Genomic DNA, 17,833 nt, shown 5'->3' with positions numbered 1-17,833 from the left:
GCTAAGCTGGCATGAGGCCGGTTTGCCCCATTGCGGTCTATCCAAACCATACTTACGAGGAGCTTTCATGTCAACTAACGAACCCTCTCCCTCCGTAGTCGTTGAGCCCACCGCGCATTGCGCCTACGACTTCGCCCAGGTGGATGTCTTCGCCGAGCATCCTCTCGAAGGCAACGCCCTGGCTATCTTCACTGATGCTCGTGGACTATCCGACGACGAGATGCAGGCCATCGCCCGCGAGACCAATCTCAACGAGACCACATTCATCTTTCCTCGCGCCGTCGAAGTCGAACGTGAACGCGGCGTCCACGTCCGCATCTTCCTCACCACCGAAGAAGTTCCTTTTGCCGGCCATCCAACACTTGGCACGGCCAGCTGGCTTTATTTGAATCATCCGATCTTCCGCGGCTCAGAGCAGATTACCCTCGACCTGGGAGTCGGTCCAATCACGGTTCGCTTCAAGCCGCAGCGACATGATGAGCCCGGTGTCTTCGGCACCATGCGGCAGAATGATCCGACCTTTGGCGAAGCTCTATACGCGAGCCAGGACCGCAAGACATTGGCCGCTGCGCTCAACCTCTCCGTTGACGACCTTGCGCCCGATCTTCCCGCGCAGGTTATCTCAACGGGCATGTCCTTCTGCATCGTGCCGCTACGATCGCTGGAGGTCGCAGCTCGCCTGAGCATCGTTCCACAAGATGCGCGTCGTTACCTCGATCGCATCGGCGCAAAGTTCTTCCATTGCATTACTCCTGCTAATGCAAATTCAGGAGTGGATTGGCATGCACGCATGCAGTTCGACAGAGGCGAAGACCCTGCCACCGGCTCAGCGTCAGGCTGCACCATCGCTTACCTTGTTCGTCACGGCCTCGCGTCGAGCGAACAACAGATCGTCATCGAGCAGGGAATCGAGATGCTTCGTCCGAGTCGCATTCACGTCAGCGCCGCGCTCGAGAACAACGTTGTCACAAAAGTGTTCGTAGGGGGGCGCACCATTCCTGTTGCAAGCGGACGCCTTTTCCTGCCGTGATGCACTCGATTTCAACAGGGGGGTATCGTAAATCTTCAATGAACACGCGCAGTTCCACACATCGGTGGATGCGCAAGCCCTAATAATGAGGCATCTTCGCTCAAACTTCGCCGTTGCCAATCCGGCAAACCGTTCGTACTGTTGGAAAGCGTTGACGACGACGTTGCATGCAAGATGTGCCGTCGTTGGAGATGAATTGCTTTCGCCTGTTTTCTGACAATTTGAGTTGAGAGAAGCTCGACTGCTCCGCAGTCGTGGCTCCCCCACGCAACCTCACTGTCTGCACACGCAGTATAGTCGGTGCCGGTCTTTCGGCATCGGCTCCTACTGTACTCGCAGCTGATTGATCTTTGCGCTCGTGGAGTCGCGTGGCAACCTGCGTCGGCATACAGCCTCTCTCGCACCCCGCGGTTCGGCGGCATTTGCTCGCCGGACAGGTGGCACTGATCCCTCGTGGAGCAGACAGGAGAGCTTTGCTCTTGTTGTCCGCTACTCGGGTGGGCAGCCGGCCAACTACGCGCCGAAGGGCCACATCGGCCGAACCACGGGGCATCGTTTCATCACCACCGGACCGGTCAGCCTGCAAACCAGCAGACACATCGGACTGGCCTAATCGGCTGCGAGCCACCACAAGGTGGCCTCCGGCAGAACTGAGACCGCATGCGCCCCAAGAAGACGATTCTCTGCGTTGACAACAACGAACAAGTACTCTCTGTCCGCACCTTCCTGCTGGAAACCCGTGGCTATCGTGTCATCGCTGCCCACACCTCGCACGAGGCGCTGGAGGTAGTGGAACGGTCACTTCCTGGCACCCTCGATCTCATCCTCTGCGATCTCGTCATGTCGCAGATGGACGGCAACGAGTTGGTTCGTCGCGCGAAGCAACTCCACCCTGGCCTACCGGCCATGATCGTCTCCGGCACAGTCAATGCCTTCGACCGCGCCGTTCACGCCGACGTATTTTTGCCCAAGGGAGCAAGCTCTCCTGCTGAGATGATCGAGCGCATCCGCGTCCTCGTAGCCCGTAAGCGCGGCCCCAAGAAGGCAGTGCTGCCACAGCCCTCTCATTCGGCAGAACTCGCCACGTACACCCACGCTACGGCGAGCTGACCAGCTTTCGCATACAGAAGTCGCCTCAGTATTTATGGCAGGCTGGCGGAATTTAAGCTTCTACCAGCCCATACTTTCTCTGCCACTGCAACTTCAACCGTGTCCATACGGCATCTTTCTCTTCGCGCGAGACGGCCGGGTCGGGCTCAGACGCAAAGCGTGACGCCTCGGCCTTGGCCAACTCCAGCAGTGCGCGATCGCGAATCAGATTCGCGACACGAAACTCCGGCAGTCCCGCTTGCCGTGTTCCAAAGAACTCTCCGGGGCCGCGCTGCTGCAGATCAAGCTCAGCGAGTTCAAAACCATTCTGTGTCCTTACCATTGCGTCCAGTCGAGCCTCTGCCTGGTCGCTTACCCTGCCACCTGTCATCAGGATGCAGAAGCTCTTCGCAGCGCCACGTCCAACACGTCCGCGCAGTTGATGCATCTGTGCCATACCGAATCGTTCCGCATGTTCAATCACCATCACGGAGGCATTTGGTACATCGACGCCCACTTCTATCACGGTTGTGGCAATCAGCACGTCGATGTCTCCACGTTGAAAGCGGCGCATCGTCACTTCTTTGTCATCAGCGCTCATTCGACCGTGCAGCAATCCGAGGCGTAGTCCGGCGAGCCGTCCCATACGCAACTCCTCGTACATGTCTGTCGCAGCTCGCAGCGCTTTCTTTGGTTCGAATAGCTTCTCCGTCCTTACGGAGGATTTCGTTCCCTTAGCCTTTGCCCCTCCGGTCTTTGCACCCTTCGTTGCCTTTCCCGCAGACTTCTTTTTAGTGTCGTTCCTAAGAGCAGCGGGAGAATCTACTTGTGCTTTCACGCTCGCCGCAGTCTCATCCGATTCAGTGTCCTGAGGAAAGTCCAACTCTGGCTGATCGTCTCTTGCACCCTCAATCACGGGATACACAATATAGGCCTGTCTACCTGCTTCCACTTGTTTCCGCACAAATCCCCACACGTCCTCCGCGCGTTCCTCGGTAGTTCTTCGCGTCACAATCGGAGTACGCCCCGGCGGCAGTTCATCAATCACACTTGCGTCGAGATCTCCGTAGAGTGTCAGTGCCAGCGTTCTTGGAATTGGAGTCGCCGTCATCACCAGGACGTCGGGATCGAGAGCGCCGGGCTTCTTCATTAATTTGAATCGCTGCTGCACTCCAAATCGATGTTGCTCATCCACGATCACGAGGCCAAGATTGTCGAAGTCCACCTTGTCCTCGATCAGCGCGTGGGTTCCAATCGCGAGATCCGTCTCGCCACGAAAGATTCTTCCCCGCGCCTCACGCTTTGTCGCCTCGTCGAGCGACCCTGTCAATAACGTCACGCGATATGGCTTTCCTGTTCGCGGCGACAACACGTCCCCCAGCAGCTTTCGTGCCGAAAGATAATGCTGCGTGGCTAGAATCTCCGTAGGCGCCATGAGCGCTGTCTGATATCCGTTTTCGATCGCGACCAACGCCGCCTGCATCGCTACGATTGTCTTTCCGGAGCCCACATCTCCCTGCAGTAACCGCCGCATCGGCTGAGGTTTGCGCATGTCGCTCGCGATCTCACCCAGAACTCGCTTCTGCGCCGATGTCGGATGGAAAGGAAGAACCTGCTTGATCGCTTCCCGTACCTTCACATTAGTTACAAACGCTGTACCCTCGCGCTCGCGCATGCGCCGCCGCTTCAACTCCAAACCCAGTTCCAGATAAAACAACTCTTCAAAGATCAATCGCCGATGCCCTGAAGTTGTCGCCGACATCAACTCTGTCATGGGTGTTCCCGCCTCTGGAAAATGGACACTCTTCAACGCCTTCAGGCGCTCTGGAAATAGGAGCCGAGCGCGCATTGCTCCCGGCAGAGTTTCAATCACCTCAACTTGTTGATCGGCTGACTTGCTGAGCTGCTGCTTTTCCAGCTCTTCAAATAGCGCCCAGATGACCCTTCTGAGCCACTTCGACCCAAGCTTCGCACCCCACGCCGTCGTTCCCCCTAACGACTCATACACTGGCACAATTCGCCCTACTTCGAGCATGGAAAACTCAGCATCTGCTCCCGTGCCCGACGGTAAAACTTCGAATTGAGGTTGAATCATCTTGAACTTGCCAGCGCTGCTTCGTGAGGGTTCGAGCTTTCCATACAGCGCTACCATTTGGCCCACATGAAACTTGTCTCGCAGATAGGTTCCGCGAAACCACATGCACTTCACCGTGCTCAGTCCCTGCCCCACGGTCATCTCAAACAGCGGCATGCTGCGCGTTTGTAGCAGCACCGTCCCTCGTACTTCGCCGATCACCGACGCCATCGTCCCCGCCTGCAGCGCGCTCATCGGGACTGGATTCAAGCGATCTTCATAGCGAAAAGGAAGATGGTAGAGCAGGTCTTCGATGGTCTCAACGCCCCGTTTGGCAAGTTCAACGGCGACGCGCTCCCCCACGAGCTTTACAAACTTGATCGGTGTAGAAAGTTCCAGCACAGACCGATGCTACCAAGAACTTGAATCCCCCATCCTCTGCATCTGAAAGGCGAATTTTTCATTTTGGACAAAAGATATGTTGCAATAACTAAATGGCAGCTTTTGAAGCAAGCTCCGAAGTTATTGCCGAACGCAAAAACATCCTGCTGCACACACCGCTGATGGCCCTTGCCATCGCGGCCTTTGGCATTGGCACCTCCGAATTCATCATTATGGGCCTGCTGCCCAACCTCGCTACGGACTTCCATGTCAGCATTCCCAAAGCCGGGGTTCTCGTCACTGGCTACGCGCTCTCAGTCACAGTCGGAGCCCCGATTGTTGCTATAGCTACCGCACGGCTCGAGCGCAAACTCGCACTCCTTCTCCTGATGGGTGTCTTCACTCTCGGCAATCTCGCCTGCGCGATCGCCCCAACGTACAACCTCCTCTTCGCAGCGCGTGTGCTGACCGCTCTTTGCCACGGGGCATTCTTCGGCATCGGGAGCGTCGTCGCCTCAAATCTCGTCCCGCGGAACCAGCGCGCCCAAGCCATCGCTCTGATGTTCTCTGGACTCACTCTCGCAAATGTCCTCGGCGTCCCCGCCGGAACCGCGTTAGGGCAAGCATTTGGCTGGAGGTCCGCCTTCTGGGCCATCGTCCCCATTGGCGCTGTCGCCGCCACCGCCGTCTTCTTTCTCGTCCCTTCGCAGGCTGCAGGCACGGGCGGCCTTCTCCACGAGTTCCGCGTCCTTCGCAAACCACAAGTCCTCCTCGTCTTGGCGATGAGCATCCTGACCTCTGCTTCGCTCTTCTGTGTCTTTACTTACATCGCGCCCATGCTCCTGGAGGTTACGCGGGTCTCTCCCCACGCCGTCACCCTCACGCTTTTACTCTTTGGAGTCGGCATCACCATCGGCAATCTGCTTGGCGGCACACTCAGCGACTGGCGCCCCATGGCCTTTCTCATCGGCGCGCTCATCACCCTCATCGCGTCGCTCGTTGGGCTGTACTACGCCGAGCCATACACCATCCCCGCCGTCATCATGATCCTCATCTGGGGGGCTGTCCAGTTTGCCGCAGGAGCGCCCCTGCAATCCCGCATCGTCGAACAAGCCGCCGCAGCCCCCAATCTAGCTTCCACGCTCAACCAGGGGGCTTTCAATTTCGGCAACGCCACTGGAGCCTCACTTGGCGGCATGATGCTCACCGCCGGCTTCACCTATCGCCAACTGCCGCTGGCCAGCATCATCGTCACACTCCTCACCCTATCTCTCTCGATCCTCTCCGCGAAACTCGATCGCAAACATCGCGACGCCCGCATCGCCGAAAAACGTTCCATCCTCTGACCCCAAGATCCCACCGAAAACCCCTGCTAAACTTGAGATAACTCAACACACGAGAACCCATGTCCATCGTAGAACTGCAACATGTCCGCAAGGCCTACGACACCAAGATCGCCGTAGCCGACCTCAGTTTTACCATCGAACCCGGTAGCATGTTCGGCCTCCTTGGCCCCAACGGCTCCGGCAAGACGTCCTCTATTCGCATGATGATCGGCATAACGGTTCCCGACTCGGGCACCGTCAGCCTCTTCGGCAAGCCCTTCACCCGCGAAAGTCTAAAGCGCGTTGGCTATCTCCCCGAAGAGCGCGGCCTCTACAAAAAGATGAAGGTCATGGACCAGCTCATCTTCCTCGGTCAGCTTCACGGTCTCGACGCGACCACTGCTTCGAAGCGTGCACACGCCTGGTGCGACCGCCTTGAGATCACTCCAGCGATCGGCAAAAAAACTGAAGAGCTTTCCAAGGGCATGCAGCAGAAGATCCAGTTCATCTCCACTCTTCTGCACGAGCCCGAGCTCATCATCATGGACGAGCCATTTAGCGGCCTCGATCCCGTCAACGCCGTCCTACTCATGGACACTCTTGTCGACCTCCGCAAACAAGGCCGCACGATCCTCTTCTCCACACACCGAATGGATCAGGTCGAAAAGATCTGCGACAGCATCTGCCTCATTCACAACAGTCATCTCGTCCTCTCAGGCTCCATGCGCGAGATCAAATCCCGTTACCCTGTCAATCGGGTTCTCATCAACTTCACCGGCGACGAGAGTTTTCTCAACCATCCCACCATCCATTCCGCAAAGAACTACGGTGGCCATGCCGAGATTCGCCTCAACGACGGAGCAGATGCCCAGGCTCTTCTCGCCGCTGCAGCCACTACCGCCCGCATCACCCGCTTCGAAGTGATGGAGCCTACCCTTGAAGAGATCTTCATCGAAAAAGTAACCGACAGCAACGCTACCATCGAGACCGGAGAGAAAGTCGATGCATAACATCTGGCTCATCGCCAAGCGCGAGTACCTCGAACGCATCCGCACCAAGGCATTCCTCATCGCGACTATTCTGATCCCGCTATTCATGGGAATCTTTGTCTTTGGTAGTGGCTATCTCGCTTCTCGCGCTAAGTCCTTTGCACATCTCGCCATCGTCTCTGCCGACTCTACCTTTGCGAACGACCTCAAACACGAGCTGCAAACCGGTAAGAACAGCAGTATGACCGTTGACGTCATCACCGCAACCTCTCCATCGACGAGCGACGAGATACGTACCGGACTTGATCAGAATCTGCACAGCAAATCCGGTGACCTTACGGGCTACCTTGTTGTCACGCCACCCGCGCAGGCAAACACGCGGCCAGTCTTTACTTACGTACCACGCTCCGCTGGTGACATCACTACAGAAGAGACTCTCTCCACTGCGATTAAAAGTGTCCTCACCAGGGAAGGTCTCACTCATCAGGGGATGAACTCATCCGACATCGACGCACTCATGGCGCCGGTCGCAATCGACACCAGTAAGACAGGCGATAGTCGCGCCGCCTTCGGTGCTGCTTATCTGCTCTTCTTCCTCATGTACATGGTCATCATGCTCTACGGCATGAACACCGCACGCTCCATCATTGAAGAAAAGACCAGCCGCGTCTTTGAGGTCATGCTCTCTACCATCAAGCCGGACGAGATGCTCGCAGGTAAGATCTTCGGTGTCGGTGCGGTAGGCATCACGCAGGTTGGCGTATGGATGCTGGCTGCGGCCGCCCTTGGTTCCACGTCGCTCGCAACGAGCCTCATCGGAAGCGGCCATGCACTCATCAGCGCTACGCAGATATTTTTCTTTATCGCCTACTTCATCTTCGGCTTTCTGGTTTACTCCAGCATTGCCGCTGCTCTAGGGGCTATGACCAACTCAGAACAGGAACTCCAACAGCTCAACATGTTCCTCGTCATCCCGCTCGCCTTCTGTTTCCTGATGATCTTTGTCATCGTCCCTGCGCCCAACTCCACCCTCGCGCAGATCGTCTCGCTCATTCCGTTCTGTAGCCCTCTGTTGATGAACTTTCGCATCTCTCTCACAACAGTTCCCGCGTGGCAGATTGGTCTTTCCTTTGTCTTGATGAGCCTCACCATCATCGCCATCCTCTGGATCGCGAGCCGCATCTACCGCGTAGGCATTTTGATGTATGGCAAAAAACCAAACCTGCCAGAGATTCTTCGTTGGCTCAAATACAGTTAGCCTCTCACCACGCTCCCTGTTTGCCCCCAACCCACCACACCAGACCAAGTGTCAGCGTTGGTTGGCTCGCCGACAATACGCCAGGCTTGTTTGTCAGAAAGAACGGAACATTGCTCCAATCCCTGCGATACTCCACACGCGACAGAAATCCGTCGCCGAACTTGTACTCATAAGTCCCAGTAAACTCTTTCAGCGCCTGCGACGTTCCACTGTACAGTCCGTCCCGATCAGAGAAATACTCCGTCCGTCCGCCCAACGCGGTCTTCGGCGTCAATTGATACCTCACATACGCAGCACCGCCGTCCACATGTCCCGGGGCCGATGACTCGCCCGGAGCTGCCTTCGTCCATTCACGCGATATCAAATAGTCACCCTCGAGCGAAAATGTCAGCTTGGGCGTAACGTTCCATGTCGCATAGCTATCGAACATGTGTTGCCTTCCATCCGGAGCCGGATCGATTGGCTGTAGGCATAGCCCCGGCTGGACTGGTGCCGGGCAATTCGTCGCCGGGGCAACGTCTGGATGATCCTGACCGTAGTAGTAGTTGACCGTCCACGAGATATTTTTTGTCGGCTGGGCTACAAATCCGAATAGCTCATCCTTGAATGAGTTAGTTGGCTCCGATTGGTCCGTACCATTTACCAGCCAGTAGTTCGCCGTTAGCTTGTCGTTGATCTTGTAACTGGCGCGGACGCCTGCATGGTAGAACGGCAGATAGTCGAAGAAAAACGAGCGCGAATAGTTCACCTGGTCCTTCGTATAGTTCCCCTCGATTCCAAGGGAACTGGCCCATTTGCCGAAGTCCACCGTTAATCCTTTGCCGACCGGCACGACATAAGTCCCATAGGCCTGGAAGATATTTCTGTAGATCTCGGGGCGCACCTCATTCGAAGGATTTCCTTGCAGCGTCTCGGTTGCCTGTCCATATTGCAGATCGAGTCGAACACCGTACCGTCGGCCCGCAGCGACGTCCGGATCAAGGTCGAAGATGATATCGGCTTGGTTGATACTGAACGAATTGCTCAGCACATCATAGGCGCGCAGATACTGCACCCTTCCGATCGGATGGTTGAAGTCGTAGTCGTAATATCCGTCGAAGGCATAGTTCAAAGTCGCTCCTCCCGGCAATTGAGTTGGAATGGCAGAAACTGTGGGAGTGTTTTGAGTACCACTCGTCTCTGTAGGCATCGTCACCGCGGTTGCAGCAGAAGTGTTAGGAGCCGACTGGGCAGCGGACGCGACACTACTGCTCGAAACGCTCTCTACACTGCTTCGAACGTCAACGGACGGAATAGGCATCGCGATCGGCCTCAGTGTGGCTACGGCCGTAGTCGGAGCAGAAGCAGCGGTGGTCGATCTTCCTTGATGCAACTCCTCCTCGAGAGCACTGACGCGAAGTGTCAGCTCCCGAACTGTCTGTCGCAGATCCTCCACATCACTGTTGGCAGGAGAGGCTGATGTTTGTGCATGCAACGTAACTCCACCCACCAATGCGGAGAAGAAAACGAGAGTACTGAGTCGATTTATGCAGCGCATGAAGTAGACCTCTCAAAATCAGTTGAGCAAACCACAATCGAAGTAAATTAATCGTAAAGGCTACGTTTATTTCTAGATGCGTTTCAGATCCATCGTGCAGGTAAACTCCATAAGTGGCCTCCGCCTATACCCTGAAGCAACGCCTCGCTCTCGCCGTCGTCCCGCGCATCGCGAGCATGGTCATCTGCTGCCTGGGCGTTACCCTTCGGTACGAAGACGTATGCGAGCCCGGTGCAGCCCCCGGGGATGAAAGCCCGCCTCCGGCGGTCTATGCCTTCTGGCACAGGTCCTTGCTGGCCTGCGCCTGGCGCTTCCGCAACCTCGGCGTCAGTATTCTCATCAGCCGCAGCTTCGACGGTGAACTAATTGCGCGCACCGTCGAGCGCCTGGGTTTCATCGCAGTCCGGGGCTCCAGCTCTCGTAACGGCAGCCTTGGCTTGCGCGGCCTACACCGCGCCTATCTTGCCGGCCACTACTGCGCCATTACCGCCGACGGTCCCCGAGGCCCTGCGATGGTGGCCAAACCTGGCGTTACGCAGCTCGCCAAGCTCGCCGACAGCACCGTTGGCGCCTTCTACGTTCTTCCCGAACGTGCCTGGCAGCTGCGCTCATGGGACCGCTTTCTCATTCCGAAGCCCTTCTCTCGGGTCACAGTCGCATGGTCGCGTAAAGTTCCAGGCGATTTACCCAAGGTCCAGTCCGCGCTCGACCGGGTAGTAGAGTTGGCGGTCACCCAGAAAAATAGTTGGAAAACGTGACGCATTTTTCGAAGTACAAAATCAACCGTGCAAAACACCGCAGACTCACCACGCTTACCACACATAACACCACGATATTGACCACTAAAATTGACATAGATTGCTCGTAACCGACTTCCATTTCGACCTGCCCGAAGAGCTGATCGCCCAGTCCCCACCGGCGATTCGCGGCTCCAGTCGCATGCTGGTCCTCGACCGGGAGACTGGTCTGTACGATGACAATTTTTTCCGAAATCTTCCCGAAATTCTGAAATCTGGCGATCTTTTAATTCTCAACGACAGCCGCGTTCTGCCCGCCCGCTTGTACGCCACACGTGCGCGTGGCCAGCAAACTCAACGAAGTTCGCCCGACCCGTCTGGCCGCATCGAAGTCCTGCTAACGCAACAACTTGCCGCGAACGAATGGACTGCACTCGTCCGGCCCAGCCGCAAGATTCAGCCCGGCGAGCGTCTCCTCTTCTGTGCGCCCAACGAATCCGAACCGCTTCTTCAAGCTGAAGTTATCGCCGCTTCAGAGTTTGGAGAGCGTACATTGCGCTTCGATCCTTCGCCCAAATTTCATGCCATCCTCAACAAAATAGGCCACATGCCGCTCCCTCCCTACATCCACCGCGACGACAGCGAGGAGGACCGCGACCGCTATCAGACGGTCTTCTCTCATGAAGTAGGGTCAGCCGCTGCGCCCACCGCGGGCCTTCACTTTACTCCCGAAATCCTCGCTCAACTCCAGCAAAACGACATCCAGATCGAAACCATTACCCTCCACGTTGGCCTAGGCACGTTTCAGCCTGTCCGCGCAGAGAAGCTTGAAGATATACGCCTTCATGCAGAGCACTACACCCTTCCTGCTAACACCGCTGAGGCTATCAATAAGGCGCAAAGCGAGGGGCGGCGCGTGATTGCTGCCGGAACTACAACGACGCGCACTCTTGAGCATTGTGGTCAGATTTTCAGTGGATTGCCTCTTGAGCCGCATTCTGGGCAAACCAGTATTTTTATCAGTCCGGGCTATCAGTTCAGGGTTGTCAGTGGTCTTCTGACTAACTTCCATCTGCCTCAATCTACTTTGCTTATGCTGGTCAGCGCATTTGCTGGGAGCGAGAAGGGTCGGGAAGCGGTACTTGCCGCTTATGCACATGCTGTTGAGCAGAAATATCGTTTTTTCAGTTATGGCGACTGCATGCTGCTTCTCTGATTTGCGCTAATTTGAAGGTTCATTTAGCTGGGAAATTTTTGGGCTGGCTTTCGGTCTTCGATGGGCGTTTTTCAGGGGTTTTTTTGAAGAAGACGTGTGCTTAACGTGGTATTTTGCGTGGCAAAACGTGGTGAATTGCATGGTGAATGTGGTTCATAAAAACGTCATTTTGGATGGGCCAAAAATGTGCACCGTTTTCAAATTTATTTTTGAGGTTGGGCGTATCGTCCCATCCCGGTCTGCCACGACTAAGACCTGACGCGCTACCATCAAACAGCATGGCAAAGACACCTGACCCGAATACATCTTCCGAGCAGAAGCCCCCAATTTACCTGCTGGACAGCATGGCCTTTATCTTTCGCGCATACCACGCGATGCAGCGTCAGCGGCCGATGTCGACTCGAACCGGCATTCCGACGGCGGCGACCTATGTTTTCGTGAACATGATCAACAAGCTTCGGAAGGACTTCTCGCCCCACTACCTCGCTGCCGTTTACGACCTGTCCGGTCCTGTCTTTCGCGATGAGCGTGCTCGTGAGATGAAGGCTGTGAAGAAGTTCAACATCAAGACGCAGCAGTTTGAGGAGATCGACTACCTCGGTTACAAGGCGAACCGGACCGAGATGCCGGCGGACCTTACACAGCAACTGCCTTTTATTCGACGCGCATTGGAGGCGTTTCGCATTCCGATACTCAGTTATGAGGGGTTTGAGGCCGACGATGTCATCGGTACTCTGAGCTGCAAACTGAGCGCCCTAGGGCACAAGGTTTATGTTGTGTCTTCCGATAAGGACATGATGCAGCTCGTCAATGATGATGTTGTGATCCTGAATCCGACCAAGGACAATCTTATTCTTGATCGTGCGGGTGTGGAGGCTAGTCTTGGCGTGCCTCCGGAACGCGTGATTGATGTGATGGCTCTGCGTGGCGACTCCATCGACAATATTCCTGGCGCTCCCGGCATCGGTGATAAGGGTTCGATTGAGCTTATTCAACAGTTCGGCACAGTTGAGGCTGCTCTTGACCGTGCCGACGAGGTAAAGCGTAAAACGTATCGCGAATCGTTACAGAACAATCGCGAGAACATCATCTTGTCGAAAGAGCTTGTAACCATTCATACCAGCGTTCCAATCGAGTACAGGCTTGATGACATGCTCACTCAGCCGCCTGACAATGCGGCATGTCGCGAACTGTTTTCTGAGCTTGAATTTACGACTCTTCTCAAAGAACTAGCGCCCTCCGTTGATAACACACCTATTGCATATAATTTGTCACCGAAGCAGGAACAGATAGCGGAACTGTTGGATGACGCTCGAGTTGTCGATGCTAATGGTGCGATCAAAGGTCTTACTCTGGCTGTCTTTGAAGATGCGCGAGCGCTCGCCGAGGAGGTCAGCGCGGATACCTCGGAAGAAGAGGCTGAGCCGGAACCTGCTTCGTCGGAGTCGATGTCGCTCTTTGGAGCCCCCGAGCCTGTCATCCCTGCCTCTCGTGCCCCATCGGTTCCAACTGTCCTCCAGATCGGGCTGACTACGTCTGACAAGACGGCCATGGTTGTTCCCCTTGACTCTTCTGGCCTTCGCGAGGCGCTTGAAGATTCAACTCTTCCCAAGCAAGTGCATGATCTCAAGGCAGTACTTCGTGCGCTTGAGCCGCATGGTGTCACTCTGCGGGGCGTACGTGACGATGTGATGCTTTACAGCTATCTGGTTAACCCGACACACGGGTCTCATATTTTGCCGGACGTGACTGCACGATTCACTGATCGAGCGTTGGCTCGCCCTTCAAAGAATCCCACGGCCGATGAGATTGCGAATCTTTTACCCGAGGCGGCTAATGCTGTGCATCGCCTGTCGAAGACACTTCGGGATCAGATCGAGTCGGCTGATCTCACTCACATCTACGAGACGATGGATCTTCCTCTCGTTTCGGTGCTCCTGCGCATGGAGCAGGCGGGCGTTCGTATTGATTCCAGCGTGCTGGGCGCTATGTCCACGCGACTAGCGGTTGATATGGACAACCTTGCTGAGCGAATTTATACAGAGTCGGGCCATCGCTTCAACATCAACTCACCCAAGCAACTCGGCGACGTCCTGTTCAACAAGATGCTGCTTCCGAAGCCGATGAAGTATGGCAAGGGCAAGGTCGTCAGCACGGCGCAGGATGTGCTGGAAGAGCTTGCGGAGCATCATGCTGTCCCGGCGCTTGTTCTGGAGTATCGTCAGCTGTCAAAATTGAAATCTACTTATCTGGACTCGCTGCCACAATTAACCGATGCCCAGGGTCGCGTGCACACTACGTTTAATCAGGTAGGCACTGCGACGGGTCGCCTCTCCAGCACGAATCCAAATCTGCAAAATATTCCGATTCGTACTGCGCTTGGTCGAGAGATCCGTGCGGCATTTATCGCCGCGCCTGGCAATGTTTTGATGTCGGCGGACTATTCGCAGATTGAGTTGCGTCTGATGGCGCATTTTTCGCAGGATCCGTTACTGCTCGATGCCTATCGAACCGGCAAGGATATTCACACACTGACTGCGTCCGAGGTCTTTGGCGTGCCGCCGGAGGAGATAGATAAGCAGACACGTGCGCGGGCTAAGGCTGTGAACTTCGGCATCGTCTACGGCATCAGTCCGTTTGGTCTCGCCGCGCAGCTCAACATCGATCAGAAGACAGCAAAGACTTATATCGAGACTTACTTCGATCGGTATAAGGGAGTGCAGCGATTTATCGAGGAGACGCTTGAGACTGTTCGTCGCGATCAGTCTGTTAAGACTTATTTCGGTCGCATTCGTCCGATTCCAGATATTCAGTCTCGCAATCCGAATATGCGTGGGTTTGCGGAGCGGACCGCTGTTAATACGCCGCTGCAAGGGACTGCTGCAGATTTGATCAAGCTTGCGATGCTCAGGATTGATCAGGTTATTCGTGATCGAAAGTTGAAGTCCCAGATGACGCTGCAGGTTCATGACGAACTGCTCTTCGATGTTGTGCCGGAGGAGGCTGAGGAGCTTCAGCAACTCGTGAAGGAGGAGATGGAGCATGTTGAGGAGTTCTCTGTTCCTATCGTTGCGGAGGTTGGTATTGGGGAGAACTGGCGTGACATTAAGTAGCGAACTCGAAGGCGAGTTTTCCTAAGTCGTTGGCAGTAGCATAAGTAGACAAGCTATGACTGACGTAAGTGTTCTCTCCCCACAGATTTTGCTGCACATCGCCCAAACTCTTAACCTTCCGATGCATGGTCTGGTAGCGGTAATTACGCTTCTGGATGAGGGAGGAACCGTGCCTTTTATTGCACGGTATCGCAAGGAGGCTACCGGCAATCTTGATGAGGTGCAGATTCGCGACATTGAGGAGAAGGTCGCTTACTTTCGGGATCTGGCGGCGCGGCGGGCTACGATTCTGGCTTCGATTGCGGAGCAGGGCAAGCTGAGCGATGAGTTGAAGGCGCGGATTGAAGCGACTCTCGATAAGAGTGAGTTGGAGGATCTGTATCTGCCGTATCGTCCGAAGCGAAGGACGAAGGCGACGATTGCGCGGGAGAAGGGGCTGGAGCCGCTGGCGCTTTATCTGTGGGAGCAGAAGGTTGCTGAGGAGCCGCTGAGTGTGATGGCTCCGCGGTTTGTCGATGCGGAGAAGGGCGTGGCTTCCGTGGAGGAGGCGCTTGAGGGGGCACGGCACATCGTTGCGGAGATGATCAGCGAGAGTGCTGATCTGCGAAAGGCTGCGCGTGCGTTGATGTTTGACGAGGGCGTGGTTGTAAGTCGTAAGGCAATGGATGCGGTGGATGAGCAGGAAAAGTTTAAGATGTACTATGAGTATCGCGAGCCGGTGAAGACGATTCCGTCGCATCGAATGCTGGCGATTCGTCGGGGTGAGAGCGAGAATGTTCTTTATTTTTTGATTGAGTTGGAGCCGCTGCGTGCGACCGGTGTGTTGCGGCGTGGAGTGCTGCGGGAGCAGGGGGATTGGACGCCTCAGTTAGAGTTGGCGATTGAGGATTGCTGGTCGAGATTGCTGAATTCGTCGATACAGGGTGAGCTGCGGCTGGAGTTGAAGAAGCGGTCGGATCTCGATGCGATTCAGGTGTTTCGGGATAACTTGCATCATTTGTTGTTGGCGCCGCCGGCGGGGCCGATCTCGGTGTTGGGGATCGATCCGGGGCAGAGGACCGGGTGCAAGGTTGCGGTGGTGGATGAGACGGGGAAGTTCCTGGCGAACGATGTGCTGTATCTGCATACGTCGAAGGGCGCGGCGGAGGCGGCAGGGAAGACGCTTGAGGCGCTGGTGGTGAAGCATCAGGTGCGGGCGATTGCGATTGGGAATGGTACGGCGTCGCGGGAGACGGATGCGTTTGTGCGGGAGTTTCTGCGGGAGCGCGGGCTGGAGAATATCTTCTCGGTGACGGTGAGTGAGTCGGGGGCGAGTATCTATTCGGCTTCGGATGTGGCGCGGCAGGAGTTTCCGGATCTCGATCTGACGGTGCGTGGAGCGATCTCGATCGCGCGGCGATTGCAGGATCCGCTGTCGGAGTTGGTGAAGGTGGATCCGAAGTCAATTGGGGTTGGGCAGTATCAGCATGATGTGGATCAGAGGCAGCTGCAGCAGTCGCTGGAGACGGTGATTGAGAGCTGCGTGAATCGTGTTGGCGTTGACCTGAATACTTCGTCGTGGACTTTGCTGCGGTATGTTTCTGGCGTGACGGAAAGAACTGCGTTGAACATCGTGAGTTATCGGAATGAGCATGGACGGTTTCGCTCGCGGACTCAGTTGATGAAGGTGCCAGGAATTGGGGCGAAGACGTTTGAGCAGGCTGCGGGATTTCTGCGGATTCGGGATGGAGAGAATCCGCTGGATATGACGGCGGTTCATCCGGAGTCGTATGCGGTGGTGGAGCAGATTGCTGCTTCGCTGAAGGCGCCGGTTGAGGAGTTGATCAAGAGTCCGGGGTTGCTGGAGAAGGTGGATAAGAGCGCGGTTTCGGCGGGGAGTTTTACGCTGAACGATATTTTGGAGGAGCTGAAGAAGCCGGGGCGCGATCCGAGGGATAAATTTGTTGCGCCGAGCTTCAATGAGAGTGTGCGGGAGCTTTCGGATGTGATGCCGGATATGGTGCTCGAAGGTGTGGTGACGAATGTGACGAAGTTTGGTGCGTTCGTCGATATTGGGGTGCACCAGGATGGGTTGGTGCATATCAGCGAGCTGTCGGTGAAGTTCATCAAGGATCCGTCTGAGGCGGTGAAGGCTGGGCAGATCGTGAAGGTGAAGGTGCTCTCTGCGGATGCGAAGACGAAGCGGATTGCGCTTTCGATCAAGGCACTGCATGAGGTGGGGCCGCGTGGGGCTCGGCCAGGAGGTTCGGGTTCACCGGCTGCGGCGAAGGTTTCCGGGCGATCTGCTTCGGTGCAGGTAAAGGCGTCGATACCTGTTGCGGTGAAGGCTCCCGTCTCCCTGGATGACAAGCTGGCGATGCTGTCTTCGAAGTGGAAGGGACGATAGTCGTCGTCCGTGCAACACGTAGGGCCCCCTGGGGTGGTATTGGCTAAGCTGTTTATTTGCAATAATTTGCTGATTTAGCTCCTCGCAAAAATGAGTAAATAAAGGGGTTAGCGGCAAATATGTCATTCCAAACGGGTTGCTCCGATTTTCTGGTTTAAATAAGGAAGCCCCGCTCTCTGCGGGGCTTCTTTTCTTACTCTTTTATTAGTTTAGCTGATCGGATGGAACTCATACGCCATGCGAATCTCCTTTGTTGGCGCGGGTTTTGGAGGTTTCGGGGCTTGACATGCGGTTTTGTGGGGAATTTGAAGGAAATTCTGAACGGGGATGCTTTTTTCGTTTGCGTTGTTGCGGCATCAGGGCAACAGCAAAGGCAACAGCAGATCCCTACGGGATGACAACAAAAGAACGAGCAACGACAACAGCAACGACAACAGCAGATCCCTACGGGATGACAACAAAAGGACGAGCAACGACAACAGCAGCGACAAGAGCGGATCCCTACGGGATGACAACAAAAGGACGAGCAACGACAACAGCAGCGACAAGAGCGGATCCCTACGGGATGACAACAAAAGAACGAGCAACGACAACAGCAAAAGCAGATCCCCTGCGGGGATGACAACTAGAGGGGCAACAACAACAACAACAACAACAGCAAATGCAAATGCGGGGGTTCTTCACTGCGTTCAGAATGA

The 17,833-nt window shown here is 55.6% G+C and carries 12 protein-coding genes; 10 read left to right on the top strand and 2 right to left on the bottom strand.

Going from position 1 to position 17,833, the window contains the following annotated elements; all coding sequences use genetic code 11:
• The first annotated feature begins 67 nt into the window (after positions 1-67).
• The 3 genes from RBB82_RS04775 to RBB82_RS04765 all read left to right on the top strand — a co-directional run bounded on the left by RBB82_RS04775 (position 68) and on the right by RBB82_RS04765 (position 2,140).
• A complete protein-coding gene (locus tag RBB82_RS04775; RefSeq protein WP_433973980.1) occupies positions 68-1,030 on the top strand; it encodes a PhzF family phenazine biosynthesis protein in 963 nt (320 codons plus the stop codon).
• Between the two features lie 343 nt (positions 1,031-1,373).
• Positions 1,374-1,643 carry a hypothetical protein gene (locus RBB82_RS04770; RefSeq protein ID WP_433973979.1) on the top strand — a complete coding sequence of 90 codons (270 nt, stop codon included), beginning with the start codon at positions 1,374-1,376 and terminating at the stop codon, positions 1,641-1,643.
• Positions 1,644-1,690: 47 nt separating this feature from the next.
• Positions 1,691-2,140 carry a response regulator gene (locus RBB82_RS04765; RefSeq protein WP_433973978.1) on the top strand — a complete coding sequence of 150 codons (450 nt, stop codon included), beginning with the start codon at positions 1,691-1,693 and terminating at the stop codon, positions 2,138-2,140.
• Between the two features lie 52 nt (positions 2,141-2,192).
• Here the strand turns inward: RBB82_RS04765 and recG are convergent, their stop codons facing one another.
• Positions 2,193-4,595, bottom strand: a complete 2,403-nt coding sequence (gene recG / locus RBB82_RS04760; protein ID WP_433973977.1) for an ATP-dependent DNA helicase RecG — start codon at positions 4,593-4,595, stop codon at positions 2,193-2,195.
• 92 nt (positions 4,596-4,687) lie between these two features.
• Here recG and RBB82_RS04755 point away from each other — a divergent pair, with 92 nt between their 5' ends.
• Genes RBB82_RS04755 through RBB82_RS04745 form a run of 3 tightly spaced genes read left to right on the top strand, consistent with a single transcriptional unit; the run spans position 4,688 to position 8,146 of the window.
• Positions 4,688-5,920, top strand: a complete 1,233-nt coding sequence (locus tag RBB82_RS04755; protein ID WP_433973976.1) for an MFS transporter — start codon at positions 4,688-4,690, stop codon at positions 5,918-5,920.
• A 59-nt stretch (positions 5,921-5,979) separates the two neighbouring features.
• Positions 5,980-6,909 carry an ABC transporter ATP-binding protein gene (locus RBB82_RS04750; protein ID WP_433973975.1) on the top strand — a complete coding sequence of 310 codons (930 nt, stop codon included), beginning with the start codon at positions 5,980-5,982 and terminating at the stop codon, positions 6,907-6,909.
• Positions 6,902-8,146, top strand: coding sequence for an ABC transporter permease (locus tag RBB82_RS04745; RefSeq protein WP_433973974.1), 1,245 nt, complete (start codon positions 6,902-6,904; stop codon positions 8,144-8,146). Before RBB82_RS04750 ends, RBB82_RS04745 begins: the two co-directional genes overlap by 8 nt.
• 4 nt (positions 8,147-8,150) lie before the next feature.
• Here RBB82_RS04745 and RBB82_RS04740 read toward each other — a convergent pair whose 3' ends face one another.
• The gene (locus RBB82_RS04740) at positions 8,151-9,683 is read right to left on the bottom strand and encodes a porin (RefSeq protein ID WP_433973973.1); all 1,533 of its coding nucleotides are present in this window, start codon (positions 9,681-9,683) and stop codon (positions 8,151-8,153) included.
• 113 nt (positions 9,684-9,796) lie between these two features.
• Between RBB82_RS04740 and RBB82_RS04735 the strand changes: the two genes are divergently transcribed.
• The 4 genes from RBB82_RS04735 to RBB82_RS04720 all read left to right on the top strand — a co-directional run bounded on the left by RBB82_RS04735 (position 9,797) and on the right by RBB82_RS04720 (position 17,135).
• Positions 9,797-10,441 (top strand): lysophospholipid acyltransferase family protein, encoded by a 645-nt coding sequence (locus RBB82_RS04735; protein ID WP_433973972.1) that lies wholly within the window; start codon positions 9,797-9,799, stop codon positions 10,439-10,441.
• Positions 10,442-10,541: 100 nt separating this feature from the next.
• A complete protein-coding gene (gene queA, locus RBB82_RS04730; RefSeq protein WP_433973971.1) occupies positions 10,542-11,636 on the top strand; it encodes a tRNA preQ1(34) S-adenosylmethionine ribosyltransferase-isomerase QueA in 1,095 nt (364 codons plus the stop codon).
• A 278-nt stretch (positions 11,637-11,914) separates the two neighbouring features.
• On the top strand, positions 11,915-14,749 hold the full coding sequence (gene polA, locus RBB82_RS04725) for a DNA polymerase I (RefSeq protein ID WP_433973970.1): 2,835 nt from the start codon (positions 11,915-11,917) through the stop codon (positions 14,747-14,749).
• 55 nt (positions 14,750-14,804) lie between these two features.
• A complete protein-coding gene (locus RBB82_RS04720; RefSeq protein WP_433973969.1) occupies positions 14,805-17,135 on the top strand; it encodes a Tex family protein in 2,331 nt (776 codons plus the stop codon).
• The last annotated feature ends 698 nt before the right edge of the window (positions 17,136-17,833 follow it).

It is taken from the genome of Tunturiibacter lichenicola (genome assembly GCF_051013355.1).
In the GTDB taxonomy this organism is placed as follows: domain Bacteria; phylum Acidobacteriota; class Terriglobia; order Terriglobales; family Acidobacteriaceae; genus Edaphobacter; species Edaphobacter lichenicola_F.
The sequence above is the reverse complement of the archived record's forward strand: the minus strand, read 5'-3'. Positions and strand labels throughout refer to the sequence as shown.

Bases quoted from the DNA above. Each gene is read 5' to 3' on its own strand.
- RBB82_RS04775 (WP_433973980.1), top strand. From the start codon at position 68: ATGTCAACTAACGAACCCTCTCCCTCCGTAGTCGTTGAGCCCACCGCG.
- RBB82_RS04765 (WP_433973978.1), top strand. From the start codon at position 1,691: ATGCGCCCCAAGAAGACGATTCTCTGCGTTGACAACAACGAACAAGTA.
- RBB82_RS04755 (WP_433973976.1), top strand. From the start codon at position 4,688: ATGGCAGCTTTTGAAGCAAGCTCCGAAGTTATTGCCGAACGCAAAAAC.
- RBB82_RS04750 (WP_433973975.1), top strand. From the start codon at position 5,980: ATGTCCATCGTAGAACTGCAACATGTCCGCAAGGCCTACGACACCAAG.
- RBB82_RS04745 (WP_433973974.1), top strand. From the start codon at position 6,902: ATGCATAACATCTGGCTCATCGCCAAGCGCGAGTACCTCGAACGCATC.
- RBB82_RS04740 (WP_433973973.1), bottom strand. From the start codon at position 9,683: ATGCGCTGCATAAATCGACTCAGTACTCTCGTTTTCTTCTCCGCATTG.
- polA (WP_433973970.1), top strand. From the start codon at position 11,915: ATGGCAAAGACACCTGACCCGAATACATCTTCCGAGCAGAAGCCCCCA.
- RBB82_RS04720 (WP_433973969.1), top strand. From the start codon at position 14,805: ATGACTGACGTAAGTGTTCTCTCCCCACAGATTTTGCTGCACATCGCC.